This window comes from Sphingobium sp. FW306-1B-F04DB, assembly GCF_058781925.1.
In genome coordinates, this window is sequence record NZ_JBYSXE010000018.1 from 16,504 (window position 1) to 42,004 (window position 25,501).

A 25,501-nucleotide genomic window follows, 5' to 3' on the forward strand; every position below is an offset into this window, starting at 1 on the left:
AAAGGGAGAGGGCTCAAGTGGGCGTCCGCTTACCCCGGCGTTTCGGACGCTATCGCACTCAAAACGGATGCAAAATCCAGACTGCCAGCACACGCCCGACGTAGCAGCCGTTGGCCCGTTCGGGTATGGTGCAGGAGTGAGCGATACTGCAACTACCTTGAACACGTCTAAATTCGTGCCGGAGAGTCCAGAGTGAACGGGCCGCTCATCGCAGGGCTCATGGTGCTGGCGGCGGTCGCATTCCTTGGCTGGTTTTCTTGGATCGGAATCTGCAAACCCAGCGAGTTCGCTTCTAATCTTGCACTGTGGACTGTGGCGACCACCTTTGCGCCTGCATTTGCGTGGGCTTGGGGCCTCAGGTCCGCCGACGTGCTTTGGACGACGATTGCGGTCGCTGGAATAGTGGCTGGAGCTATCCTCAAGGGAGAACTTAAAACGGCCGCAAGGTCGTTGGGCAATAAACGCCTTCGCGCTGAGAATTTAAACGACCGCTAGCCGCGACTTTTCGGCCGTCGCTCGCCCGGTCATCGTTCGTCCAAGGGATCTCTCGCCTACCGAATGCGCGGCATCATTGCGGCGTCGCGCAGGCCGCGCCAGACGCGGATTGCCTGCACGGTTTCCGCAACGTCGTGGACGCGCAGGATCTGGGCGCCGAGCTCCGCGCCGCGAACCGCGAGTATCACTGATCCGGCGAGCCGCTGGTCGGCGGGTGCCTCGGCCGAGAGCGCGCCGATCATGCGCTTGCGGCTGACGCCGAGCATGACCGGGCAGCCGAGGCCGTGCAGCAGCGCAAGGCCGTTGACGAGCTGCAGGTTTTCCTGAAGCGACTTGCCGAAACCGATACCGGGATCGACGATGATCTTCTCACGCGCGATGCCGCCCGCCACGACCGCGTCGATGCGCGCCTCGAGCCAGTCATAGATGTCGAGCAGCACGTCGCCATAGCGATGCTCGGCATGGCCGCCGGTCTTAGGATCGGGCGAATGCATCAGCACCACGGGGCAGCCAGCCTTTGCCACGACCTCAAGCGCGCGGTCGTCGTAGAGCAAGGCGGCGACATCGTTGACGAAATGCGCCCCCGCCCCGAGCGCTGCCTCCATCACCGCAGCCTTGCGCGTGTCGATCGAGATCGCGGTGCCGCTCGCGGCCAACCGCTCGATCACGGGCACGACGCGCTTGATCTCGTCGCCTTCCCAGACGGGCTCGGAACCCGGCCGCGTCGATTCCCCGCCAAGGTCGATCAGCGCGGCGCCCGCGGCCGCCATCGCGACACCTGCCGCCACCGCTCCGGCCGGATCGTCATGAAAGGCGCCGCCGTCCGAAAAGCTGTCGGGGGTGACGTTGAGGATGCCCGCGACCTGCGGCTGGTCGAAACGGAGAACGCGCTCACCAAGCTGGAACGGCGCACGCGCGCCTTCGATGCGCGCGCGGCTCTCGCGCAGCGCCTCGGTCTGCTCGGCGCGCAATGGGGCAAGCGCTTCGTCGAAGCGCTCGATCGATATCACATCTTCGAAAACGCGCTTTCCGCCCGCGATCGCGATCAGCTCGTAGCCGGCGAACCAGTTGAGCCCGCCCGCCAGTCGCGCCACGCGCCCGTCGAGCCCCACGGGGCTGTCGACGGGCATGACCGGGCGCAGATAGAGTTTCGCGTCGCGCCCGATTGCCGAAAGCGCGGCCGAACTCACGGTTCGGTTGCCAGGATGTATGTTTGTCTGAGCGTGTCGATCGGCTTGAGTCCGTCCGCATCCTCATAATGCCAGAACGTCCAGCCATTGCATGAGGGCGCGCCCTGCAGAGTCGCGCCGAGCTTGTGGATCGAGCCCGTCGCCCCATCGGCCTCGAGCGAGCCGTCGGCACGGACGGTTGCGCGCCAGCGGCGCTTGCTGTCCATCAGCAGGCTGCCTGGCTTGAGATAGCCCGTCTCGATCAGTGCGCCGAAAGCCACCTTGGGCTGCGCCTTGGGCGACTGCATCGTGACCACCGCGGATTCATCGAGCGGCAGCGCGGCCTCGATGCGCTCGTGCGCGGCGTCGATATAGTTGGCCTCGCGCTCGATGCCGATAAAGTGGCGCTTGAGGCGGCGCGCAACCGCCCCCGTGGTGCCGGTGCCGAAGAAGGGGTCGAGCACGACATCGCCCGGCTTGGTGCAGGCGAGCATGATCCGATAGAGCAGCGCCTCGGGCTTCTGCGTCGGGTGGACCTTGACGCCGCCGCGCTTCAGCCGCTCCTGGCCACCGCAGATCGGGAAGAGCCAGTCAGAGCGCATCTGCAGCTCGTCATTGAGGGTCTTCATCGCGCGATAGTTGAAGGTGTAGCGTGCCTTCTCGCTCTTCGACGCCCAGATCAGCGTTTCGTGCGCGTTGGTGAAGCGCGTACCCTTGAAATTGGGCATCGGGTTGGACTTGCGCCAGACGATGTCGTTGAGGATCCAGTAGCCCTCGTCCTGGATCGCAGCGCCGACGCGGAAGATGTTGTGATAGCTTCCGATCACCCAGATCGTACCGTCGTCCTTGAGGATGCGGCGCGCTTCCTTGAGCCATGCCTTGGTAAACTTGTCATAGGCCGCGAAGGTATCGAACTTGTCCCAGTCGTCGTCGACCGCGTCAACCTGGCTCCCGTCGGGACGGAACAGGTCGCCGCCAAGCTGCAGGTTGTAGGGCGGATCGGCGAAGATCATGTCGATCGACTTGTCGGGGAGCGATGCCATCGCGGCGACGCAGTCGTCCATCAGAATGCGGTCAAGCGGCAGCAGCGACCGCACATCCGCGGCCGGCTTCTTGCGCGTCGAAACCCGTTCCATCACACCCATTTGCACGCCCCTGTTGTTCGAGCGGGGAGCCTTGAGTCCTGACGCCGGGGGCGTCAAGCGAACTATGGTTAACAGAATTTCTCAAGATCGCGTTAACCATGGGAGAACGAAACGAGTCCCCACGACATATTGAGTCTCGTGTGAAAAGCGCGACTCAACCGCTTGTGGTGTGGCCAAAAAGACTCAAGCGCGCCGCAAAGCGAAAAAATTTTACAGGAGCAGCGCCTGCGCCACCGGTGCGAAGGATTTGCGATGCATCGCGGTGGGTCCGAGCCGATTCAGTGCATCGAGATGCGCGGGCGATCCATAGCCTTTGTTCGAAGCCCATTCATAACCCGGATGCGTTGAGTCAGCCTCGATCATCATGCGATCGCGCGTCACCTTGGCGACGATCGATGCCGCCGAAATGCACGGTTCTAGCGCATCGCCGCCGACGATCGCGCGCGAGCGCCAGCGCCATTTCGGGCATCGATTGCCGTCGACGAGGATTTCCACGGGCTCATGACCCAGCGCCTCGACCGCGCGGGTCATCGCGAGCATCGTCGCCCAGAGGATGTTGAGCGTGTCGATCTCCTCGACGCTGGCAATGCCGACGCCGAAGACGCAGCGCGCGGATATCTGGCCGAACAGTTCCTCACGCCGCGCCGCGCTCAGCTTCTTGCTGTCGTCGAGCCCGACAATGCCCTCGGGGCAAAGCACCACCGCCGCCGCGACCACGGGGCCCGCAAGCGGCCCCCTGCCCGCCTCGTCCACCCCCGCGATCATGTGACGCGCCAGGGCGGATAGCGCCGCATCTCGCCAGCGCGATAGAGGCACACCATATTGCCGAAAGGATCGCGCAGCCGCGCCTCGCGCCACATCCATGGCTGATCGATCGGGCCATGCTCGAGCGGCATGCCGAGCCGCGCCAGACGAGCCGCTTCGCTGTCGACATCGTTGCACTCGAAATAGACCGTCGCGCCGCCGGGCGCGGTCTGGTTTTCGTCACGGTGGAGCGAGAAGGTGACACCGCCGGGCGTGATGAAGCGCGCATAGTCGGGGGGATTGTCGACGATCAGCGTCAGGCCGAGCGCGCGGTAGAAATCAACCGAGGCGGCATAATCATCGAGCCCGACCGCGATCTGGTTAAGTCGCATCTCGCCGCCGATGTCGAGCCGGACATTGCCCTGCCCCATCGGACCGTGGCCCGATCCAAGCCCCGGCGCATCGCGCAGCGCGAGGCGGACGAAACGGCGTGCGCGGTTCACCGCGTCGGGAAGCGAGCGGCCCTCGGCGAGGAACAACGCGATCGCGCTGGCGAGCGTGCAGCCCGTGCCGTGATTGTCGCGCGTCTCGATCCGGTCGTCCTGCCAGCTCGTCATATTGTCTTCTTCGATCAGCGCGTCGACGATGGCGTCACCCTCGTCATGCCCGCCTTTGATCAGCACCGCGCAGCCATGCGCCGAGACGAGGCCGAGCGCGGCCTGTACGGGATCGTCGCCCTGCGCGAGCGTCGCGAGCTCGGGCAGGTTGGGCGTAACCACGGTCGCGATGTCCATCAGCCGCCCGAACGCGGCAATCGTATCGGCATCGGCAAGCGCCGAGCCACTGGTCGCTACCATCACAGGATCGAAGACGACCGGCACCGAGCGATCCTGCGGAAGATAATCGGCCACTGCATTGGCGATCGCGGCCGAACCGATCATCCCGATCTTGACCGCGTCGACGCCGATGTCGTCGACCACCGCCTTCATCTGCGCCAGCACTATCTCGGCCGGCACGGGATGAACGCCGGTCACCCCCAGCGTGTTTTGCGCAGTGATCGCGGTGATCGCGGTCATCGCGTGGCCGCCCAGCATCGTCACGGTCTTGATATCGGCCTGGATGCCCGCTCCCCCACCCGAATCCGACCCGGCAATGATGAGGATGCGCGCGATATCGCTCACGGCGTGAACCTGCGCGTGGTTGCAGCCGGATATTTTTCGAGAAGATGCTCGGCCCGGGTCGGCCGCGGCAGCAGTTCACCCCCGCAATTGGGGCAATTGCCCGCGAGCGGCCCGCGCGCACATTCGGTGCAGAAGGTGCATTCGAAGGAGCAGATCGTTGCGTTCACCGCACCGGGCGGGAGATCCGCGCCGCAGCGCTCGCAATCCGGCCGCATTTCAAGCATTAGGCTGCCTCCGCTACTGCCTCGCAGATCCGTTCGACAACGGTCTGGACCTGCCTCGCGTCATCGCCCTCGGCCATCACGCGGATCAGCGGCTCGGTACCCGAGGGCCGGATGACCAGCCGCCCGCTGCCCTTGAGTTCGGCTTCGGCCTCGGCGATCACCGCCTTGACGCGTACATCGTCGAGCGGCTTGCCGCCCGCAAAACGAACATTCTTGAGCAGCTGCGGCACCGGATCGAAGAGGTGGAGCAATTCGCTCGCGGGCTTGCCCGTCTCGACGAGCGCAGCAAGGATCTGCAGCGCCGCCACCAGCCCATCGCCCGTGGTGGCATAGTCGCCGAGTATGATGTGCCCCGATTGCTCGCCGCCGAGGTTGAAACCCTGGGCACGCATCGCCTCGAGCACATAGCGGTCGCCGACCTTGGTACGCTCGAGCCCGAGCCCCTGGGAGGCGAGATAGCGCTCGAGCCCGAGATTGGACATCACTGTCGCGACGACGCCGTCACCGCGCAGCCGCCCCTTGCGCGCAAGCATCGTTCCGATCAGCGCCATCAGCTGGTCGCCGTCGACGATCGCGCCCTTTTCATCGACGACGATCAGCCGGTCGGCATCGCCGTCGAGCGCGATGCCGAGATGCGCGCCCGAGGCGACCACGGTTTCCTGCAGCGCCTGCGGTGCGGTCGACCCGCACTCATGGTTGATGTTGAGGCCATTGGGTTCGACCCCGATCGCGATCGTTTCGGCGCCAAGCTCCCACAGCGCCGAAGGCGCCACATTATAGGCCGCGCCATTGGCGCAATCGACGACGACCTTGAGGCCGTCGAGCCGCAGATCGTCGGGAAAGGTCGACTTGGCGAAGTGGATATAGCGCCCGCGTGCGTCATCGACGCGCCGCGCACGGCCGATCTCGGCGCCCTGCGCAAGCCTCGGGCACGCCTCGATCATCGCCTCGATTGCCGCCTCGTCCTGATCGGAAAGCTTGTAGCCGTCGGGGCCGAACAGCTTGATGCCGTTGTCGGCATAGGGATTATGGCTTGCCGAGATCATCACGCCGAGATCGGCGCGCATCGACTGGGTGAGCATCGCCACTGCGGGCGTGGGCATCGGCCCGAGCAGCACGACGTCCATACCGACGCTGGTGAAGCCCGCGACCAGCGCCGATTCCATCATATAGCCCGATACGCGCGTATCCTTGCCGATGACGACGCGGTGCTTGTGGTTGCCGCGCATGAAGTGCGCGCCCGCGGCCATTCCCACCTTCATCGCGATCTCGGCGGTCATCGGCGCCTGGTTCGTCCGTCCCCTGATACCGTCCGTCCCGAAATACTTGCGCGTCATACTGGCCTTGTCCCGAAATTTGCGTCATGCCCCGATGCGATAGGGGCTTGAGCGCTGATAGCGCGATGCCCGGGCGGGGGCGAGCATTTTGGCGACGGCTTCACAAGGAGATGTCCGATGAAATACCGCAAGCTCGGCAATGGCCTCGAAGTCTCGGCCCTCGGCCTTGGCTGCATGCCGATGGCGGGCGTCGGCACCGCGATGTACGGAGTCGCCACCGAATCCGAGGCGATCGCGACGATTCATCGCGCGATCGACCTTGGAGTCACGTTTCTCGACACCGCAGAAATCTATGGTCCGCTGCGTAACGAGGAACTCGTGGGCAAGGCGATCGCCGGCCGGCGCGACGGGCTCGTCGTCGCAACAAAATTTGGCTTCCGCTATGACGAGAACGGCTTTCGCGGCGTCGATTCCTCGCCCGAGAATGTCCGCCGCGCGTGCGAGGGCTCGCTCAAGCGGCTGGAGATCGACACCATCGATCTCTATTATCAGCACCGCGTCGACCCAGAGGTGCCGATCGAGGACACCGTGGGCGCGATGGCCGAGCTGGTTAAGGAGGGCAAGGTTCGCCATCTCGGCCTCTCCGAAGCGGGGACCGAGACGATCCGCCGCGCTGCGGCCGTGCATCCAATCGCTGCGCTGCAGTCCGAATACTCGCTGTGGGAACGCGATATCGAGGAAGAAATCCTGCCGACCTGCCGCGCCCTCGGTATCGGCTTTGTGCCTTACAGTCCACTCGGCCGCGGTTTCCTGACGGGGCAGATCAAGGGGCGCTCCGACCTTCCCGAAGGCGACTATCGCCTGACCGATCCGCGCTATTCGGAAGCGAATTTTGCGCAGAATCTGAAGATCGTCGAGGCGGCAAAGACCATTGCGGGCCGCCACGGCGTCAGCCCGGCGCAGGTGGCGCTTGCATGGCTATTGGCACAGGGCGAGGATGTCGTCCCCATTCCGGGTTCGAAGCGCCGCGCGACGCTGGAGGACAGCATGGCCGCGATCGACGTCACGCTCGACGCCGAAGATCTTGCCGCACTGGAAGCCGCTGCACCGCGGGGTGGCACGAGCGGACCACGCTATACCGAACGTGCGCTGGCGATGGTGCGGATTTAGGTTCGCGGCCACAGCCGCAAATGACGGATGCCCCGGCCTGTCATGGTAAATCCCTCATCCGATCGGGAAAAGTCCCGATAGGCGGCACCGGGACCTGCGCCTAGGCTCGGCGGGCGAATCCCCCATAAGCGGAGGCCATCATGGCGGACAAGAAGCCCAACATCCTTTTCATCATGGGTGACGATGTCGGCTGGTTCAATGCCAGCTGCTACAACAGCGGGATGATGGGCTATCGCACGCCCAATATCGACCGTATCGCGGAGGAAGGCGCGCGGTTCACCGACTGGTATGCGCAGCAAAGCTGCACCGCCGGCCGCGCCGCGTTCCTCACCGGCCAGTCGCCGATCCGCACCGGCCTCACCAAGGTCGGCCTGCCGGGCGCCGATCTCGGGCTGAGCGCTGAGGACCCATGCATCGCGCAGGTGCTGAAGGCGCAGGGCTATGCGACCGGGCAGTTCGGCAAGAACCATCTCGGCGACCGCGACGAGCATCTGCCGACCATGCACGGCTTCGACGAGTTCTTCGGCAACCTCTATCACCTGAACGCGGAGGAGGAGCCCGAGAACGAGGACTATCCCAAGGACCCGAAATTCCTCGAAAAATTTGGTCCGCGCGGTGTGCTAAAGTGCAAGGCCGATGGCAAGGGCGGCCAGACGATCGACAATACCGGCGCGATGACCAAGAAGCGGATGGAGACGATCGACGAGGAATTCCTTGCCGACGCCAAGGACTTCATCAAGCGCAAGCAAGGCGAAGGCACGCCCTGGTTCTGCTATTTCAATTCGACCCGGATGCACATCTTCACGCACCTGAAGAAGGAATCACAGGGCAAGACCGGGCTGGGCACCTATCCCGACGGCATGGTCGAGCATGACGGGCATGTTGGCGAATTGCTCGCGCTGGTCGACGAGCTTGGGGTCAAGGATAACACGATCGTCGTCTACACCACCGACAATGGTGCCGAATGTTTCACCTGGCCCGATGGCGGGACGACGCCATTCAAGGGCGAGAAGGCGACCAACTGGGAAGGCGGCTTCCGCGTGCCCTGCGTGATCCGCTGGCCGGGCGTGATCAAGCTAGGCACGGTCGTCAACGATATCTGCGCGCATGAAGACTTTCTGCCGACGCTCGCCGCAGCGGCGGGCGACACAGATGTTGTCGACAGGGTGAAAAAGGGCGGAAAGGTCGGCGACAAGAGCTTCAAGGTGCACCTCGATGGCCACAACCTCATCCCGGCTTTCAAAGGCGAGGAGAAGGAATGGCCGCGCAAGGGCTTCGCCTATTGGAGCGACGACGGCGATCTGATGGCGCTACGCGTTCTCCACTGGAAGGTTGCCTTCATGGAGCAGCACACCGAAATCAGTCCGAAGACGCCGCTGGGCGTCTGGCAGGGCGGGTTCGAGAGGCTCCGCGCACCCAACCTGTACAATTTGCGTTCGGATCCGTTCGAGCGCGCCACGGAAAGCATCAATTATGGCGACTGGCAGGTGCGCAGGCTGTTTCTGTTCGTGCCCGCTCAGGCGATCGTCGCCAAGCTGCTTGAGAGCTTCAAGGACTTCCCGCCGCGCGCCAAGGCGGCAAGCTTCACGGTAGGCGACGCGATGGAAAAGATCACAACAGCGAGCCCGAACCAGAACTGAAGCGTTCCGGACCAGGGGTCAGCGCCTCGGGATCGATGCCGGCCCGCCCTCCCCCGCGCTCGGGCGGGTGCGGCCGGCGCGTCCTAGGTTCTAGGCCTTGATCGGTTCAGGCTGAATCAGCCTGAACCGTGAATCAGGCTCTAGAATGGCCGCCAGTTCAGCATATCGAACGCGCGCTTTATGCTCAGGATCGGCTTGGCGCAGGCCGCGTGGTAGGTTCCGTTCATCTGTTCGAGTTTGTGTTCGGGATCGGGATCGAAACGCACGTCCTCACTGGGCTCATTCACGGCGATCGGCATCTTGCAACTGTGGCAGAGGCGACCCCAAGGCTCACCCTGCGGCATCGAATCAAATGGCATCGTAACCCACCCCAACTCTGTCGCCATTTTGTCACATATGTGTGGTGACGCAACCACTCCGCGCGGAAGTTGCGACGAACCGAGCGGTCGCTGACTGCCTGGTCAATGGCAAAGCGACGCCGAATCAAAAGGTTGAGGAACGAACGGCCGGATAAGTCCGTTCAGAGCGAAACCGCGCTCCACGGCGCCACGGCTGGTGTGCCGAACCAAGGGTGTGCAAAAGTCGCAACGAGCCACAACAGCACGCCGCCCGCGACCACACCCCAGCCGGGCCACATCGCGGCCCCCGGCGCTGGCCCGGCAAAGGGCATGAAGGCGGTGCGCGACGCCCAGCCCTGCCACGCCGCGCCCATCAATCGCGCCTTCTTGCGGTCCTGCCCCGCCGAGCCACCAAGCGCGAGCACGATTATCGCACCCGCGATGACGATGTTGGAAGGCGTTGGCCAGACCGCGATGTGCACCACGCCCCACAGTGTGAAGGCCCACATCATCGGGTGGCGCGTGATCGCGAAGACGCCGCGCGGTTCGCGCGCAAGCGCCGCCTCGGCACCGGGCGCCGGTAGCGCCGGATTGCCGAGAAAGGACCCGACGAGGAGGATGCTCGCCAGCAGCATCACGATCGACGCAAGGCTCCACAGCCAGTCGGGCGTGCTCCAAAGGGGCATTTCGACGGGCATGGCGCGCGCGGCGAGTATGATCCATGCAAAGGTTGCGAGCGCGACGAGCGAATAGACGCCCAGAAATGGCTGCGCGCCGAGCCTTTTGACAAGACCGGCGCGCAGCGGATGCGAGAGGAGGAAATGGCTTCCCACGAACGCGACGCACGCAGCAACAAGGGAAGCCATTGGAGTCATTTTTCCTCTCCTTAGCCAAGGTACCCCGGCGAAGGCCGGGGTACTGGGAAGACGCTACTCACCGTTCGTACGCCTTGGGCAAGGTGCCCTCGGGCGCGCTGCGGTAGCGATCGCGCAGTTTCGTCTGGCGGGTTTCGAGTGACTGCTCGACGCCGTCGATCCACACCCGTTCAGCGGTGCTCGCCAGTTCGAGCGGATCGCCATCCCAGATCACGATGTCGGCACGGCGGCCTGCACGCAGCGAACCGATCTCGCCGCCCAGCCCGACCGCTTCCGCAGGGCCGGAGGTAATCGCGGCAAAGGCCTGGCCCCAGTCGAGCCCGGCGGCTCCCGGCACCTTCCTCAGCGCGACAAGATTACCCGCATATTGCGTCGAACGCTTGACCATGCGCGACTCGTCGTCGTCGATCGTACCGATCGATACATCGACCCCGGCGGCCTTGAGACGACCGACATTGGACTGGGTCGCCGCGAGCGCTTCAAAGCTGTCGGGGAGGTCACGTAGTGCGGACGCGATGACGGGCACCTTCGCCGCCGCGATCTGCCCGGCCACGGTCCACCCCTCACTCGCTCCCACCAACACCAGCTTGAGCGCGGGGAACTCGCGGCGCAGCGCGAGGACGTTGAGGATGTCGCTGCCGCGCTCGACATGAACGAGCAGCGGAACGCGCCCTTCCACCACGGGGACCAGCGCTTCCGCGTCCGCGGTTGAAAGGAATGCGTCCTTGCTATTGCCGTCATAGGCCGCAGGATTGCGCGCATAGCGCTGCGCATTCTGGAGCGAGGTCCGGAACTGAAGGAACGCCGCCGGCCGGCTCCCTCCCGCCTCAGCGGCACCGGCTTCGCCGAACTCGACGAACTGGAACGCGCGCGACTTGGTCACTGCATCCATATCGGTGCCCAGATCGATCACCGCGCCCTGCCCCGCGAACATAGTCGCCGCGGCGCCGGGCGAGACGATGGCGCGGGTGACCCCCGCGGCGCGGTTGATCGCGATCGGAGTCGCGCGCGGATTGATCGCAGGCACGATATCGATCGCCGCCGACCAAGGCGCGTTCTTCGCAGCCGCATCGTTGGTCGGCGATACGCCGTCGACTTCGACGATGCCCAGCCGCGAGAAGCCACCGACGATACCGGGGGTGACCCATTTTCCGGTGGCGTCGATCACCTGCGCGCCCGCGGGCGTCGCGACGCCGCGCCCGGCCGCAACGATGCGGCCGTCACGCACAATAACCGTGCCACCCTCGATCGGCGCGGACCCGTCGCCCAGTGCGACAGTACCGCCGGTGATCGCAACGGTCTGTGCCGCTGCCGGTGCCGCGATCAGCGCGGCGCATGCGAGAAGGAGATGCCTCATTTCGGATCTCCCTCACCCGGCTGGCCCAGCTCGAAGTCGCTCACCGGCCTGCGCTTGGGATCATTGGCGTCATAGAGCAGCGCGCCGTCGATCCATACCTTTTCGGGGCGGGTATAGACGCTGAAGGGATTGCCGTTCCACAGCACGACGTCGGCCATCTTGCCGGGCTTGAGGCTGCCCGTCCTGTCGGCGATGCCCATCGACTTGGCGGGATTGTAGCTGAGCCAGGTCCACGCCACCTCGTCGCTGATATTGATGCCGATCCGGCGCCCGTTGGCGAGCGCCTTCGCGGCCTCCTGATTCAGCCGCTGGATGCCATTGGCGTCATCGGAGTGGACGATCGCGCAGGCGCCGGCATTGTGGACAAGCGGGATGTTCTCGTTGACCGCATCGTAGGATTCCATCTTGAAGCCGTACCAGTCGGCCCACATCGCGGCGCAGATGTCGTTTTCCTTGAGCAGGTCCGCGATCTTGTAGCCTTCCACCGCGTGCTGGAAGCTCGCGACCCTGTAGCCGAACTCCTTGGCCATATCGATGACGATCGCCATCTCGTCGGCACGATAGCAGTGGTTGTGGACGTTGATCTTGCCCTCGAGCACGTCGGCGAGCGTATCCATCGCGATGTCTCGCGCCTGTTCCTTGCCGGCGGCGCGCTTGTTCTTGTACTCGGTCGCCTTCGCCCAGGTCTGGCGGTTGACCGCGATGTTGCCCATGCGGGTCGAAGGCTGCTGGTTGCGGCCGCCATAGACGCGCTTGGGGTTCTCGCCGCACGCCATCTTCAGACCATAGGGCGCACCGGGAAATTTCATGCCCTGCATCGTCCGCGCGGGCACGTTCTTGAGCGTCACGGTCCGGCCGCCGAAAAGGTTGGCCGAACCGGGCAGGATCTGCAGCGTGGTCACGCCGCCGTTGGCGAGCGCGCGGCTGAAACCCGGATCCTGCGGCCAGATGCTGTGCTCCGCCCAGACCTGCGGGGTGACCGGGCTGGTCGCCTCGTTGCCGTCCGAATGTGCCTGCACGCCCGGGGAGGGATAGTCGCCAAGATGGCTGTGGATGTCGATGATGCCGGGGGTCACCCATTTGCCGGTGCCGTCGACGAGCGTCGCCCCTTCGGGGATCGCGGTCTCGGGACCGCCGATCGCGGTAACCTTGCCTTCGGAGAAGAAGACAACGCCATTCTCGATCCGTCCGCCCTCGCCGTCGAAGACGGTCGCGCCGCGGATCACCGTGGGCGCGCCCGGATAGGGCTTATAGGTCGAAGGATAAGGATTTTCCTTGGGGGGCGGAGCCTTTTCGGCCGAAGCCGATTTGGGCGCTGCGCCCCCTTTTGCGCAGGCGGCGAGCGAAAGCCCAGCCGCCAGCATCAACACGCTACGCTTACTGAACGCCATGCATCCACCTTTTAAGCAGGGGGGAGATCACGAAGAGGAAGATGCCGATGCCGATCGCCCACAGGCCGATTGTCTGGAACACGTCAATATAGGTGTCCAGCGCCAGCTTGGGGTTGGTCACTTCGCCGCCGACGGTCTCGACGCTGGCGAACTGCGTGATCATGCCGCCGACATAGTTGGCCATCGAGGTCGCGAGGAACCAGACGCCCATCATCATGCCGACAATCCGTACGATCGAGAGCTTGGTGATCATCGACAGACCGACAGGCGAAAGGCAGAGCTCACCGATCGAGTGAACGAGGTAGAGCAGCGCCAGCCAGATGATGCCGACGCGGAACTGGCTGTCCGCAAAGCTGGCGCCGAACACCACTATGAGGAAGCCGAGGCCGACAAGCACCAGCGCGATCGAGAACTTGACGGGGATCGAGGGTTCGAGGTTCCGTTTGGCGAGCCTTACCCAGAGCCCTGCGAAGAAGGGCGCCATCATCACGATGAAGATCGGGTTGAACGCCTGCACCGAGCCCGCGGGCATGTCCCATCCCAGAATGCTGCGATCGGTCGAACGGTCAGCAAACAGCGTGAGCGCAGAGCCCGCGAGTTCGAACAGTGTCCAGAACACCACCGACATCACGACCAGCACGATCGCGACGACCATCTTCTCGAATTCCTCGCGCGTTCCGACGCGCGCGGCCCAGACCGGGATGCCGATCACCGCGGCCAGGAACAGCCCGAACAGCACCTTGCCCAGCAGTGGCAGCGCCGCGAGATAGCCTAGGATGCCGCTGCCCTCACTCGCCGCGGCATGCGCCGCCTGCGCCGAGAGCATCGCATTGTTGAGCAGGAACCAGGCGACCGGGATCGCCAGAAGCACACCCAGATAGACATAGAGCCGGGTCTTGTCCGCAACGCCCGCGGGCGGTTCGCCATAGCCCTTCAGCCGGCCGCCGTCGAACTGGAACAGCGACCATGCGATCGCCATGCCGATCGCGACGAGCCCGAAGCCCGCCCACCAGCCGAACCATTGCGCAAAGAGCGGCGCGAAGATCTGGCTGCCGATCGAGCCGAGGTTGATCCCCATGTAGAAGATGGTGAAACCCGCGTCGCGGCGGCGGTCGCCGGGCGCATAGAGCGTGCCGACGATGGTCGAGATATTGGGCTTGAAGAAGCCGTTGCCGACGACGACGAGCGACAGCGACAGCAGCATGATCGAGATCCAGAAGGGATTACGCTGGCCATCGGCCTTGAACTCGCCCTTTGCGATGGTCTGCGGCAGCACGCTGCCATCCGAGCCCTGCAGCGTGATGCCGCCGTCCTCATTGCCCTTGATCGCATAGGTGCCCGCCGAGGTGACGACCGACTGGGTCGACTTGCCCGTGGAATCCTTCGCGACCTGCACTTCGTAGGTCTGCCCGGCATAGTTGAAGACGGGCTTCGCCTGCTCGCCGCCGAAGCAGAGGCCGAGATAGCCGAGGCACATGATGATCGCGCCCAGCTTCACCGAGCGCTTCGCGCCGAGCAGCCGGTCGGCGATCAGTCCGCCGAACAGCGGCGTAAGATAGACGAGGCTGGTAAAGGCACCATAGAGACCGCCCGTCGTCGCGTCGTCGAACAGGAACCATTGGGCCAGATAGAGCGCGAGCAGCGCGCGCATGCCGTAATAGCCGAATCGTTCCCACATTTCGGTCGTGAATAGTCGCGCCAATTGGCGCGGGTGGCCGAACCACAGCTTTTCGCCGCCGGCCGCTTGACTGGAGTTGGTTGCCATCAGGCTTGATGCTCCCCGCATACAGGATTTTGTCTAGCCGGGGACGCCCCGGCGCGATTGCGGCGCAGACTAGCGCGGAAATTGCGAGTGTGAAGAAGATTGTTGCGCAAAGGTGACACTGATAGGAGCGACGCCATGTTCAACGACCGCTCCACCCCGATCGCCTTCCTCGCCACCCGCCGTTCGGCCAAAGCCCGCGACATGGTCGCCCCCGGGCCAGACACCGCGGAATTGCAACAAATTCTCGCGATTGCGGCGCGGACACCCGATCATGGCAAGCTCGCGCCGTGGCGCTTTGTGGTGGTCGGCCAGGATCAGCGCGAAGCCCTGGCTGACACGCTGGTGCGCGCCTATCGCGACGAGAAGCCCGAGGCAGGCCGGCTCGAGATTGAGGCGATGCAGCAGTTCGCGCATCAGGCGCCGACGCTTGTCGTGGTGCTGTCCAGCCCTGCCCCGTCGAGCAAGATTCCGCTGTGGGAACAACAGCTTTCGGCGGGCGCGGTATGCATGAACCTGCTCCATGCAGCCAACGCCACAGCCTATGTCGGTTGCTGGCTGACGGGCTGGCCCGCCTATAGCGACGCCGTGCGCGACGCATTCGGAACCGATCCCGAACGCATCGCCGGGTTCATCTTCATCGGATCGCCCTCGCGCGAACTCGAGGAACGGCCGCGTCCCGACATGGATGCCATCGTCAGCACCTGGCCGAACGGTTGATCGCAATCACGATTGGCATTTTGCGGCAGCATGTGTATTATGTACCTATGACAGTGATAGGCGGTGAAGAAAGCCCGGTTTATCTGAGGCTTCGCGGCGTGATCTCGGCGATGATTCTCGACGGAACCTATGCCGAAGGTGACCAGCTTCCCTCAGTCCGCGCCTTTGCGAGCGAGCATGGCGCCAATCCGCTGACAGTGGCCAAGGCCTATCAGAGCCTGCAGGACAAGGGCTATGTCGCGGTCAAGCGCGGTATCGGCATGTTCGTCGCCGAGGGTGCGGTCGAGCAGCTGCGCATCGACGAGCGCGCGCAGTTTCTCACGCAGAGCTGGCCCAAGATCCGTCAGCACATCGCCCGGCTCGGCATCGAGCCCGCCGAACTATTCGACCGGATCGACGCCTGAAATCAGGCGGCGAACGCCGCCTCATCCATATCATAGAGCAGGCCGGCGCCCGCCATCGCCGACGCCATCAACCCCTGTGCTTCGGGAACGAGTTGCTCGACATAATAGCGCGCGGCCGCCTGCTTCATCGCAAGGAAGGCCGGATCGCCATTGGCTGACTTCGCCACGCGGCCCTGACGCTCCATCAGCCAGCCGGCGACCGCGACCGAAAGCATGGTGAGGAACGGATAGCTCGCCGCCAACCGGTCATCGACGCCTGCCGACGCCAGATGCGTGGCTACTGTCTCGACCGACTCGATCAGGGTCCACAGGCCCGGATCCTCGACCTCGGCGCGCATGTCGGCAATCAGCGCCGCAAGCGTCGTGCCACCCTCGAGCCCCAGCTTGCGCCCGACAAGGTCGGCCGCCTGGATGCCGTTGGTGCCCTCATAGATCGGTGCGATACGGATATCGCGATAGTGCTGCGCGGCGCCCGTTTCCTCGATGAAGCCCATGCCGCCATGCACCTGCACCCCCAGCGACGCGACCTCGCAGCCGATATCGGTGCCATAGGCCTTGGCCAGCGGCGTCAGCAGGTCGAGCCGGTTCTTCGCGTCGACATCGCCCAGATGCGCGCGATCCACCTGACCCGCGGCATAGTAGATCAGCGCGCGTGCGCCTTGGGTCAGCGCCTTCATGCGCAGCAGCATGCGGCGCACATCGGGATGCTGGATGATCGCGACCGGAGCGGGCGAGGGACCGCCCGCGCGCGCCGACTGGATGCGTTCGCGCGCATAGGCCACCGCCTGCTGCGTCGCGCGTTCGCCAATCTCGACGCCCTGAAGCCCGACATTGAGGCGCGCATTGTTCATCATCACGAACATCGCGGCGATGCCGCCGAATTCGGGGCCGATGAGATGGCCGATGCAATCGTCATTGTCGCCGAAGCTCAGCACGCAGGTGGGCGAGGCGTGGATGCCGAGCTTGTGCTCGATCGAGACGCAGCGGACGTCGTTGGGCGTGGCCGGCCGGCCATCGGCATCGAGCCGGAACTTCGGGACAAGGAACAGCGAAATGCCCCGCGTGCCCGCGGGCGCTTCGGGCGTGCGCGCAAGTACCAGATGGACGATATTGTCGGCCAGGTCATGATCGCCGAAGGTGATGAAGATCTTGGTGCCCCTGATCTTGTAGCCACCGTCACCGACGGGCGTCGCGGTCGTGCGCAGCGCGCCCACGTCCGATCCCGCCTGCGACTCGGTAAGGTTCATCGTCCCCGTCCATTCGCCGGAGATGAGCCTGGGAAGCCAGCTGGCCTTCTGTTCGTCACTGCCATAGGCGATCAGCGCCTCGATCGCGCCGGGCGTCAGCATGTTGCAGAGCGAGAAGCCCATATTGGCGGAGCCCAGATCCTCCATGATCACGGTTGCGAGCGCATAGGGCAGCCCCTGCCCGCCAAAGGCCTCGGGCCCGTTGATGCTGCCCCAGCCCCCCTCGACGAACGCCTTGTATGCCTGACGGAAGCCCGGAGGCATGGTGACGACGCCGTCCTTCCATTGCGCGCCAACCTCGTCGCCCGCGCGATTGAGGGGCGCATACTCGCCCTCCGCAAACTGCCCGGCGCCCTCCAGGATCGCGTCGACCATGTCGGGCGAGGCGGCGGCATATTTCTCGGTCGCCGCAAGCTCCCCGATCTTCACGACATGCTCGAGCACGAAGCGCTGTTCGGAAACGGGTGCAACATAGGTCATCTGGACAACATCCTTGCGTGAGCTTTGCGCGCGCTATAGCGCCACTGCATGACCGGCTCAAATCCGTCCTATCAGACCGCGATCCGCCCCTACGGCAAGGCGGCGATCGATGAAGCCGCGGCGCTGATCCGCGATGGCCTGCCCGTCGCGATTCCGACCGAAACGGTCTATGGACTCGCCGCCGACGCGACGAATCCCGATGCCGTCGCGCGAATCTATGCCGCCAAGGGGCGCCCGAGCTTCAATCCGCTGATCGTCCATATCCCTGATCTTGTGACGGCCGAGGCACTGGCGATATTCGACGACACGTCGCGCGCGCTTGCGGCGGCGTTCTGGCCCGGGCCGCTGACCATGGTCCTGCCGCGCCGCAGCGACTGCCCAATTGCCTCGCTCACCACTGCGGGGCTCGACACGATCGCACTGCGCTGCCCCGCGCATGAGGCGATGCAGGCGCTTCTGCGGACAAGCGACAGGCCACTGGCCGCACCTTCGGCCAATGCCAGCGGGCGGATCAGCCCCACCCGCGCAAGCCATGTCGATGCCAGCCTCAACGGGCGGATTCCGCTGATCGTCGATGCCGGGGCCACTGCACAGGGGATCGAGTCGACGATCATCGCGCCGCGCGGCGGGATCATCCGACTGCTGCGCCCCGGACCGGTTACCGCCGAAGAGATCGAGGCGCTGACCGGGCTGCCCGTGCAAATGACCAGCGGCACAACCATCGAAGCGCCCGGCCAGCTGGCCAGTCACTATGCTCCGGCAAAGCCCGTCCGGCTCGATGCGACGCAGGCCGGGGCGGATGAATGGCTGATCGGCTTTGGCGCGATTGCGGGCGACGCAAACCTTTCGCCCCGGGGCGATCTCTCCGAGGCGGCCGCGCAACTTTTCGACCTGCTGCATCAGGCCGACGCGAGTGATCGCGTGACGATCGCCATTGCGCCGGTCCCGCATCATGGCCTTGGCGCAGCGATCAACGACAGGCTCGCGCGCGCCGCCGCCTGATCCGCCGATTTGCAACGATTCCAGACGGTTCTTTACGCTTTCACAACTTGGAGTCACAGTCCCCCACCCGCCCCGAAGATGCGGGGCGCCAAAAGGGGACATGACGATCGTTCAACGCGGCATCGCTGAGTTTCTCGGTACATTCTGGCTGGTCTTTGGCGGATGCGGCAGCGCCGTGCTGGCCGCCGCCTTTCCCGAACTGGGCATAGGCTTTGCGGCGGTCGCGTTCGCCTTCGGCCTGACCGTGCTCACCATGGCCTATGCGGTCGGCCATATCTCAGGCGGACACTTCAACCCCGCGGTAACGGTGGGGCTGTGGGCGGGCGGGCGCTTCGCCGCCGCCGATGTTCCCGCCTATGTCGTGGCGCAGGTGCTGGGCGCAATCGTCGCGGCCTTCACGCTCTATTGCATCGCAAGCGGTACCGCGGCCTACGACCTTGCGGTCAACGGGCTCGCGGCGAACGGCTTTGGCGAGCATTCTCCGGGCGGATATGCGATGGCGTCAGGCTTCATCATCGAAGTTCTGCTGACCTTCTTCTTCCTCATCATCATCATGGGTGCAACCGACGGGCGGGCGCCGGCAGGTTTCGCGCCGATCGCGATCGGGCTGGGGCTCACGCTGATCCACCTCATCAGCATCCCGGTGACCAATACCTCGGTCAATCCCGCACGCAGTACGGGGCCGGCACTGGTGGTCGGCGGCTGGGCGATCCAGCAGCTCTGGCTGTTCTGGGTAGCGCCGTTGATCGGCGGCGCGCTGGGTGGCCTGGCCTACAAGCTGTTCGCCAAAAGCAAGAAGGCGGACTGATCCCGCCGATGGCAGCTGTTATCGAGATGCCCGGGTCGATCAGCCCGGGCATTTCTCATTGGGGGTCCGCAGGATAGTCGTCGGGATAGGGCTCGCCGCGCTCCGCAGCCTCGCGGGCGGCCTTTTCACGCTTGCGCGCCTCTTTCCCTTCGCGCTCTTCCTGCTTGCGGATCTCGCGCCCGCGCTTTTCATCGGCTTCGGATTGGCTCGTCGTGACTGCGTCGACGCCCGCGCCGACCGCCTTGACCGGCAGCGTCACGATATCGACCGCGGTCTTCGCGATGCATCCACCAAGCGCGAGCGGCAGGACGAGCAGGATTGCGAACCTCATCACTTATACTCCAAGCAACATCTGCGCATGCTATGACATCGCCGGCTGACGCGCGGCTGAACAACGGCCTTGCCCGCCTTATTTCCCAAACAGTTCGACGCCGAAGGCGCGGACGGCGCCACCGATGTCATCGCGTTCAGCGGCCAGCGCCATGTTGGCGTGAATATAGCCCGCCTTGTCGCCGCAATCGAAGCGGCGGCCCGCAAAGGTCAGGCCGTGGAAAGGCTGGCCACCGATCATGCTCGCCATTGCGTCGGTCAGCTGGATCTCGCCGCCCGCACCCTTTTCCTGCTTTTCCAGCACGCGCATCACCTCGGGCTGGAGGATGTAGCGGCCGATGACGCAGAGATTGGAGGGCGCGGTGCCGGGCTTCGGCTTTTCAACGAGACCCTTTACCTCGGTCAGCGCGCCCTCGCGCACACCGGGGGTGATGATGCCATAGAGATGCGTCTGGTCATCGGGCACTTCCTGCGCGCAGATGATGTTGCCGCCCGTCTTCTCATAGGCGTCCATCATCTGCTTCAGGCAGCCAGGCTTGCCCACCATGAAATCGTCGGCAAGCAGGACTGCGAAGGGCTCGTCGCCCACGATGTCGCGCGCGCACCAGACGGCGTGGCCAAGGCCCATCGGCTCCTGCTGGCGGACATAGGCGACCGAGCCCGGGGCAAGCCGTGTCTCCTCGAGGATCTCGAGCGACTTGCCGCGCGCTGCCATGGTCGATTCGAGCTCATAGGCGATGTCGAAATGGTCCTCGATCGCCGACTTGCCCCGTCCGGTGACGAAGATCATCTGCTCGATCCCCGCCTCGCGCGCCTCGTCGACCGCGTACTGGATCAGCGGCCGATCGACGACGGGGAGCATTTCCTTGGGCATTGCCTTGGTGGCAGGAAGGAACCGCGTTCCCAGCCCCCCCACCGGGAACACCGCCTTGCGTACGCGTTTCATCGAAATCCCCCTTTTGCGATACTGGCCGGGCGCTTTGCGGATGCGCCTTCTTCAAGTCAATCGTGCGTCAGGCGTTCGCAGCCGCCGCCTTCAGCCGCGCCGCATAGCTTTTGCGGAACTTCTGCAGCTTGGGCGCGACCACCGCCATACAATAGGGATTGCGGCTGCCTTCGCGCTCGAAATATTCCTGATGATAGTCCTCGGCGACATACCACGGTGCCTCAGGCTCGATCGTGGTGACGATCGGATCGCTCCATTCACCCGCCGCGCGTTCGATGCCCGCACGCGCCGAAGCTTCTTGCTCGGGCGAATGCGGGAAGATCGCCGAGCGATACTGCGTCCCGATATCGTTGCCCTGGCGGTTGAGCTGCGTCGGATCATGGATGTGGAAGAAGATGTCGAGAATGTCATCATAGGAGATGACCGACGGGTCGAATGCGATCCGCACCGCCTCAGCATGACCGGTATTGCCCTCGCACACCTGCTTGTAACTGGGACTGGCAGTCTCGCCGCCGGTATAGCCGCTCTCGACGGACGTTATGCCGATCACGTCATCGAACACTGCCTCGACGCACCAGAAACACCCGCCTGCAAGCGTCGCGATTTCCTCGGCCATCATTCGTCCTTTCCAGTTGTGCCCCCCCAAGATAGGAAGCGTGCGCGCCTTCGCAATCATCTTGCGCCCGTGTCTCCGGCGGCACGCAGCGCGCCGATCTCCTGCTCGAGCATCGCCACGCGCTTCTTCCAGCGCAGATGCGTGGCGTCGGAAAAAATGCCATAGCCATGTTGGGGACCGAAGCGGCGCCAGAATTCGGGGGCAGCCTCCATGCGGAAGCCCGCATTGGCGAGCAGTTTCAGGCTGAACTTGTCGGCCTCGATCTCGGTTTCGCGGATGCGCGCGGCATTCTTGCCGAATTTCGAGAAAAATCCGCGCGGGATGTTCTGCGCGTCAAGGCGGTCGCGGTGGTGCAGGATGTTGTGCGCGATCTCGTGCGCCATGATCGCCGCGAACTCGTCGTCATTCGCGAAATAGCCGATGAAGGACGAGCTGATCTGGACATAGCGCCCGTCCGCAGCCGCGTTGAGCTCCGAAGACGGCTGGACCTGGAAGCGCGAGGCGCAGGCGGGAACGCCCGTGAATTTGACTGACAGGCGCGTGCCCGCGCGATCGAGATCGAGCGCTACCGGGCCAGCAGCAAGCGCCTGTTCGAACTGGTCGAGCACCAGCGCCATGCGATCGAAATCGCCCTTGCCGCGCGGGGCGGTATTCGCCGCGGTTGGCGTTCCGTTGATCGCGAGCACGGCATCGCCCGCCTTCACGCCAGCCTCAGCCGCAGGTGAACCGGGCAGCACCGCTGCAATCCCGGGCGCATGGCCCAGACTGAAGAGCCGGGCGGCCGGCTCGCGATATTCGCCGCCATATTGCTCGATGCCGTGGAGCAGCGCGCCACTTGCAGGGATCCGCTGGTCGCAAAGTGCCGCATTGGCGGTGACGATGCGATAGCCGATCTGCGCGGTCGCCAGATCGAGCGCAAGCAGCGATTCGAGCGTCTCGCGCGCCTTCTGATCGGGGGATGGTGCGGCTGCGGCAAGGAGCAACGCCGGAAGGATCACCAGCGCGGTTAGACATCGGGCAAGGGGCATGAACGGCACCATGACACAAGACCGCCGAATGGAACAGGCGCGTCAGCCACTTTCGACGACGTTCCGGACGGCACTGGACCAACCCGCCAGGCGCGCTTCCCGGCGCTCAGCCTCGATCTCCGGTACAAAGTGCGTGAGCGCGCCACGCAGCGACGCGGCATCTCCCAGCGAGCCAAACAGCCCGGCGCCCAGCCCTGCCAGCATCGCGGCGCCGACCGCGGTGGTCTCGGCAAAGGCGGGGCGCTCGACGGGGATCGCGAGCATGTCCGCCAGATCTTGCGCCATCCAGTCATTGGCGACCATGCCGCCATCGATGCGGAGCGACTGCCAGTCCGCCCCGTCCGCGGCAAAGGCCGCCTTCAGGTCGCTTGTCTGATGCGCCATCGCCTCGAGCGCGGCGCGCACGATATGCGCGCGGCCCGTCGCAAAACTGAGACCCGTGATCGCCGCACGCGCCGATGGCTTCCACCAGGGCGCGCCCAGCCCGGAAAGCGCGGGCACGAGATAGACGCCTCCGCTGTCGGCGATCGATCGCGCCAGTACTTCGCTGTCCGCGGATCGCTCGATCAGCCGCAGCTCGTCACGTAGCCATTGGATCAGGCTTCCCGCGACAAACACCGATCCCTCGAGCGCGTAATGCCGTTCCCCCGCCAATTGCCAGCAGATCGTCGAGAGCAGGCGGTGGCGCGACTGGGGCAGCCTGCGCCCGGTATTGGTCAGTACGAAGGCGCCTGTACCATAGGTCGCCTTGGTCTGGCCGGGCTCGAGGCACGCCTGGCCAATCGTCGCGGCCTGCTGGTCGCCGGCCATACCCGTGATCGGGATCGCTGCACCGAACAGTTCGGGATCGGTTGTCCCGATGGCGCCTGCGCAATCGACGATCTCGGGAAGGATCGCGCGCGGAACGTCGAACAGGTCCAGCAGCCCGTCGTCCCATCCGCTTGCCCCGATCGCCATCAATGCGGTGCGGGAGGCATTGGTCGCATCGCTGACATGCGCGCCGCCCGTGAGTCTGAAGACCAGATAACTTTCAATCGTACCCGCCGCGAGATTCGCCCCCGCGTCGCGCAATTGCGCCCAGTTCGCCAGCGCCCAGCCGATCTTGCTCGCCGAAAAATAGGGATCGAGCAAAAGCCCCGTCCTGGCCTGAACCCCCGGTTCCTCGCCGGCTTCCTTGAGGTTTTGGCAGATATCGGCGGTGCGGCGGTCCTGCCAGACGATCGCGGGCGCAAGCGGCTCGCCAGTGCGGCGGTCCCAGAACACCACGGTCTCGCGCTGGTTGGTGATGCCGATACAGCCAATGGCGGACGCACCACCCGCCTGTTCTATCATGGCGCGCGCGCATTTGAACGTCAGCGCCCAGATCTCCGCCGCATCATGTTCGACAAGCCCCGGCGCAGGATAATGTTGCGTGATCGGCGCCTGCTCCTGGCCCAGCAGCCTGCCATCGGCTGCGAACAGCATCGCACGGGTCGAGGTGGTGCCCTCGTCGATGACAAGGATCGTGTCGGCGGATGTGGAAGCTGCCCCCATCCCGCCTTTCAAACATATCTGTCATTCCCGCGAAAGCGGGAATCCAGAAGATATCGATGCGAGTTTCATAGTTCGCATGGATTCCCGCTTTCGCGGGAATGACACGCAGAGAGATCAGGCCTCGCCGCGCGTCTCGATCAATGCCGCCGCGATCGCCTCGGTGGGCGACTTGCCGCCCCACAACACGAACTGGAAGACGGGATAGAAGCGCTCGCACTCGTCGATCGCGGTCTCGACGAGCAGTTCGACCTGCTCCAGCGACAGGTAATAATCCTCCTGCCCGTCAAGCAGCGCGGCATGCCGGAAAAGCACGATGCCGCTCGACGACCACAGCTCGAAATGGCCGAGCCAGAGCTGCTCGTTGATCAGGCCCAGCGTCTCGTAAATCGCGGCCCGTTTTTCGACCGCGACCTTGATGTCGGGAAGCGCAAGAAACTGCAGCACGCGATCATCTTCGCGCCAGACCGCGCGCAGTTCGTACTTCGCCCAGCTGCCATCGGTCGTCGCGACGATCTCGTCGTCTCCGATCTTTTCGTGCGTCCAGCCATGTGCCGTGAAATAGGCCTCGAGCATCTCGATCGGCGCACCGCTGTCCCGCGCCGATTCAAACTCGTCCAAAGTCATCCCTGCCTGCCTGGCCGTTGCTCATACTGCAACAGGTGCAACCGCTTTGCCTCGAAAACAAGGCAAAACGGTGCACTGCAGCAAATAAACTGCGGGAGGCGTGGCTCAAGCCCTTGGCTTGGTAACTTTTTTGGCGGCGGGTTTCGCGACGGCGTTGGGGACCGCCTTGCCTTCGAGCGCATCGAGGCGCGCCCTCAGCGCATCAGCCTCATCACGCGCGGCAGCGGCCATAGCCTTCACCGCCTCGAATTCGTCGCGGCTGACGAAATCGAGGCCACCAACCCATTCGCGAGCGCGCTCGCGCGCCGACGCCTCGGCTTCGCGGCCCATGCCAGCAAGGGTTCCGGCCGCGCCATTGATAAGCTTGACGAAATCGTCGAAAATCCGGTTCTCAGACTGCATTAGTAGCGCTCCGTGGTTCCCTTGCTAGAGCGCTATCTGGGCCTTGGAGCTTCCACGCACAAGGGTTTCCGCATCGGGATTGAGCCGATCGATCTGCCAGTTGAGCATCGCGGCAAAACACAACCATGCGAGATAGGGCAGCATCAGCCACGCGGCGCCGCGTCGCACGCGCGCAAAAGCGACCGTCATCGCGATGGCAAGGACAAGCATCAGTACGATCACCCAGAAGGCCAGCGAAACCTGATGCGCGGCAAAGAAGATCGGCGACCATGCCAAATTGAGGAGGAACTGTGCGCCGAACAGCATGATCGCGAGCGATCGCAGCCGCGCGCCGCGCGCGTTCAGAACCATCGCAAGCGCCAGTCCCATCAGCACGTAGAGGACAGTCCACGCCGCGCCAAAGACCCAGCCGGGCGGCATGATTGCGGGCTTTTCGAGCGCCTCGAACCACGGATTGCCATATCCCGAATTCGAAAGCCGCCCTGAAACGACACCAAGAAGCACCGTCGCCGGCACGGTCACCAGCGCCCAGCGAAGAAACGATCCGCGCAATTGTGACCGCGATGCGAGTTCGGTCATCCCCTCATGCCTTC

General features: G+C 64.5%; 26 protein-coding genes. 6 read left to right on the forward strand and 20 right to left on the reverse strand.

The features are described from left to right. Positions 1-551: 551 nt before the first annotated feature. The 6 genes from folP to glmM form a co-directional block, all read right to left on the reverse strand. Entirely contained in the window at positions 552-1,625 is a 1,074-nt protein-coding gene (gene folP / locus AC3WJD_RS10355) for a dihydropteroate synthase (RefSeq protein ID WP_492746590.1), read from the reverse strand. 56 nt (positions 1,626-1,681) lie between these two features. After that, positions 1,682-2,809, reverse strand: coding sequence for a site-specific DNA-methyltransferase (locus tag AC3WJD_RS10360; protein ID WP_492746539.1), 1,128 nt, complete (start codon positions 2,807-2,809; stop codon positions 1,682-1,684). 210 nt (positions 2,810-3,019) lie between these two features. Then, the gene (rnhB, locus tag AC3WJD_RS10365) at positions 3,020-3,574 is read right to left on the reverse strand and encodes a ribonuclease HII (protein WP_492746540.1); all 555 of its coding nucleotides are present in this window, start codon (positions 3,572-3,574) and stop codon (positions 3,020-3,022) included. Then, positions 3,571-4,734: a bifunctional hydroxymethylpyrimidine kinase/phosphomethylpyrimidine kinase gene (gene thiD / locus AC3WJD_RS10370; RefSeq protein WP_492746541.1), complete on the reverse strand. Its 1,164-nt coding sequence runs from the start codon at positions 4,732-4,734 to the stop codon at positions 3,571-3,573. The genes rnhB and thiD overlap by 4 nt, the downstream gene beginning before the upstream one ends. Then, the gene (locus AC3WJD_RS10375; protein WP_492746542.1) at positions 4,731-4,958 is read right to left on the reverse strand and encodes a DUF1272 domain-containing protein; all 228 of its coding nucleotides are present in this window, start codon (positions 4,956-4,958) and stop codon (positions 4,731-4,733) included. Before AC3WJD_RS10375 ends, thiD begins: the two co-directional genes overlap by 4 nt. Further along, complete coding sequence (glmM, locus tag AC3WJD_RS10380; RefSeq protein WP_492746543.1) at positions 4,958-6,295, reverse strand: phosphoglucosamine mutase; 1,338 nt, start codon at positions 6,293-6,295, stop codon at positions 4,958-4,960. Before glmM ends, AC3WJD_RS10375 begins: the two co-directional genes overlap by 1 nt. A gap of 117 nt (positions 6,296-6,412) precedes the next feature. Here glmM and AC3WJD_RS10385 point away from each other — a divergent pair, with 117 nt between their 5' ends. Then, a complete protein-coding gene (locus AC3WJD_RS10385) occupies positions 6,413-7,405 on the forward strand; it encodes an aldo/keto reductase (RefSeq protein WP_492746544.1) in 993 nt (330 codons plus the stop codon). Between the two features lie 140 nt (positions 7,406-7,545). Then, positions 7,546-9,045, forward strand: coding sequence for an arylsulfatase (locus AC3WJD_RS10390; protein ID WP_492746545.1), 1,500 nt, complete (start codon positions 7,546-7,548; stop codon positions 9,043-9,045). Between the two features lie 140 nt (positions 9,046-9,185). Here the strand turns inward: AC3WJD_RS10390 and AC3WJD_RS10395 are convergent, their stop codons facing one another. From AC3WJD_RS10395 to AC3WJD_RS10415, 5 genes are all read right to left on the reverse strand, one after another. Then, positions 9,186-9,344 (reverse strand): hypothetical protein, encoded by a 159-nt coding sequence (locus AC3WJD_RS10395; RefSeq protein ID WP_492746546.1) that lies wholly within the window; start codon positions 9,342-9,344, stop codon positions 9,186-9,188. Between the two features lie 221 nt (positions 9,345-9,565). Beyond that, the gene (locus AC3WJD_RS10400; protein WP_492746547.1) at positions 9,566-10,249 is read right to left on the reverse strand and encodes an NnrU family protein; all 684 of its coding nucleotides are present in this window, start codon (positions 10,247-10,249) and stop codon (positions 9,566-9,568) included. A gap of 67 nt (positions 10,250-10,316) precedes the next feature. Next, positions 10,317-11,615 carry an amidohydrolase family protein gene (locus AC3WJD_RS10405; RefSeq protein WP_492746548.1) on the reverse strand — a complete coding sequence of 433 codons (1,299 nt, stop codon included), beginning with the start codon at positions 11,613-11,615 and terminating at the stop codon, positions 10,317-10,319. After that, positions 11,612-13,006, reverse strand: a complete 1,395-nt coding sequence (locus AC3WJD_RS10410; RefSeq protein WP_492746549.1) for an amidohydrolase — start codon at positions 13,004-13,006, stop codon at positions 11,612-11,614. Before AC3WJD_RS10410 ends, AC3WJD_RS10405 begins: the two co-directional genes overlap by 4 nt. Then, entirely contained in the window at positions 12,993-14,771 is a 1,779-nt protein-coding gene (locus AC3WJD_RS10415) for a peptide MFS transporter (protein WP_492746550.1), read from the reverse strand. Before AC3WJD_RS10415 ends, AC3WJD_RS10410 begins: the two co-directional genes overlap by 14 nt. Before the next feature lie 135 nt (positions 14,772-14,906). On the opposite strand from AC3WJD_RS10415, the gene AC3WJD_RS10420 reads away from it, so the two are divergent. Together AC3WJD_RS10420 and AC3WJD_RS10425 are read left to right on the forward strand one after the other, a co-directional pair. Continuing rightward, positions 14,907-15,488 carry a nitroreductase family protein gene (locus AC3WJD_RS10420; protein ID WP_492746552.1) on the forward strand — a complete coding sequence of 194 codons (582 nt, stop codon included), beginning with the start codon at positions 14,907-14,909 and terminating at the stop codon, positions 15,486-15,488. Between the two features lie 47 nt (positions 15,489-15,535). Next, a complete protein-coding gene (locus tag AC3WJD_RS10425; protein ID WP_492746553.1) occupies positions 15,536-15,892 on the forward strand; it encodes a GntR family transcriptional regulator in 357 nt (118 codons plus the stop codon). A 2-nt stretch (positions 15,893-15,894) separates the two neighbouring features. Here the strand turns inward: AC3WJD_RS10425 and AC3WJD_RS10430 are convergent, their stop codons facing one another. Further along, on the reverse strand, positions 15,895-17,619 hold the full coding sequence (locus AC3WJD_RS10430) for an acyl-CoA dehydrogenase (protein WP_492746554.1): 1,725 nt from the start codon (positions 17,617-17,619) through the stop codon (positions 15,895-15,897). Between the two features lie 48 nt (positions 17,620-17,667). Here AC3WJD_RS10430 and AC3WJD_RS10435 point away from each other — a divergent pair, with 48 nt between their 5' ends. Together AC3WJD_RS10435 and aqpZ are read left to right on the forward strand one after the other, a co-directional pair. Then, on the forward strand, positions 17,668-18,621 hold the full coding sequence (locus tag AC3WJD_RS10435) for an L-threonylcarbamoyladenylate synthase (RefSeq protein ID WP_492746555.1): 954 nt from the start codon (positions 17,668-17,670) through the stop codon (positions 18,619-18,621). A gap of 100 nt (positions 18,622-18,721) precedes the next feature. Further along, the gene (gene aqpZ, locus AC3WJD_RS10440; RefSeq protein ID WP_492746556.1) at positions 18,722-19,429 is read left to right on the forward strand and encodes an aquaporin Z; all 708 of its coding nucleotides are present in this window, start codon (positions 18,722-18,724) and stop codon (positions 19,427-19,429) included. Between the two features lie 55 nt (positions 19,430-19,484). Here aqpZ and AC3WJD_RS10445 read toward each other — a convergent pair whose 3' ends face one another. The 8 genes from AC3WJD_RS10445 to AC3WJD_RS10480 all read right to left on the reverse strand — a co-directional run bounded on the left by AC3WJD_RS10445 (position 19,485) and on the right by AC3WJD_RS10480 (position 25,487). Next, the gene (locus AC3WJD_RS10445) at positions 19,485-19,760 is read right to left on the reverse strand and encodes a hypothetical protein (protein WP_492746557.1); all 276 of its coding nucleotides are present in this window, start codon (positions 19,758-19,760) and stop codon (positions 19,485-19,487) included. A gap of 78 nt (positions 19,761-19,838) precedes the next feature. Then, positions 19,839-20,705 carry a UTP--glucose-1-phosphate uridylyltransferase GalU gene (gene galU, locus AC3WJD_RS10450; protein WP_492746558.1) on the reverse strand — a complete coding sequence of 289 codons (867 nt, stop codon included), beginning with the start codon at positions 20,703-20,705 and terminating at the stop codon, positions 19,839-19,841. 67 nt (positions 20,706-20,772) lie between these two features. Next, positions 20,773-21,321, reverse strand: coding sequence for a peptide-methionine (S)-S-oxide reductase MsrA (gene msrA, locus AC3WJD_RS10455; RefSeq protein WP_492746591.1), 549 nt, complete (start codon positions 21,319-21,321; stop codon positions 20,773-20,775). 56 nt (positions 21,322-21,377) lie between these two features. Continuing rightward, a complete protein-coding gene (locus AC3WJD_RS10460) occupies positions 21,378-22,349 on the reverse strand; it encodes a M48 family metallopeptidase (RefSeq protein WP_492746559.1) in 972 nt (323 codons plus the stop codon). Positions 22,350-22,391: 42 nt separating this feature from the next. Then, a complete protein-coding gene (glpK, locus tag AC3WJD_RS10465; protein ID WP_492746560.1) occupies positions 22,392-23,882 on the reverse strand; it encodes a glycerol kinase GlpK in 1,491 nt (496 codons plus the stop codon). Between the two features lie 114 nt (positions 23,883-23,996). After that, positions 23,997-24,506, reverse strand: a complete 510-nt coding sequence (locus AC3WJD_RS10470; protein WP_492746561.1) for a type III secretion system chaperone family protein — start codon at positions 24,504-24,506, stop codon at positions 23,997-23,999. Positions 24,507-24,611: 105 nt separating this feature from the next. Next, positions 24,612-24,908, reverse strand: a complete 297-nt coding sequence (locus AC3WJD_RS10475; RefSeq protein ID WP_492746562.1) for an accessory factor UbiK family protein — start codon at positions 24,906-24,908, stop codon at positions 24,612-24,614. A 24-nt stretch (positions 24,909-24,932) separates the two neighbouring features. After that, positions 24,933-25,487 (reverse strand): TspO/MBR family protein, encoded by a 555-nt coding sequence (locus tag AC3WJD_RS10480; protein ID WP_492746563.1) that lies wholly within the window; start codon positions 25,485-25,487, stop codon positions 24,933-24,935. Between the last annotated feature and the right edge of the window lie 14 nt (positions 25,488-25,501).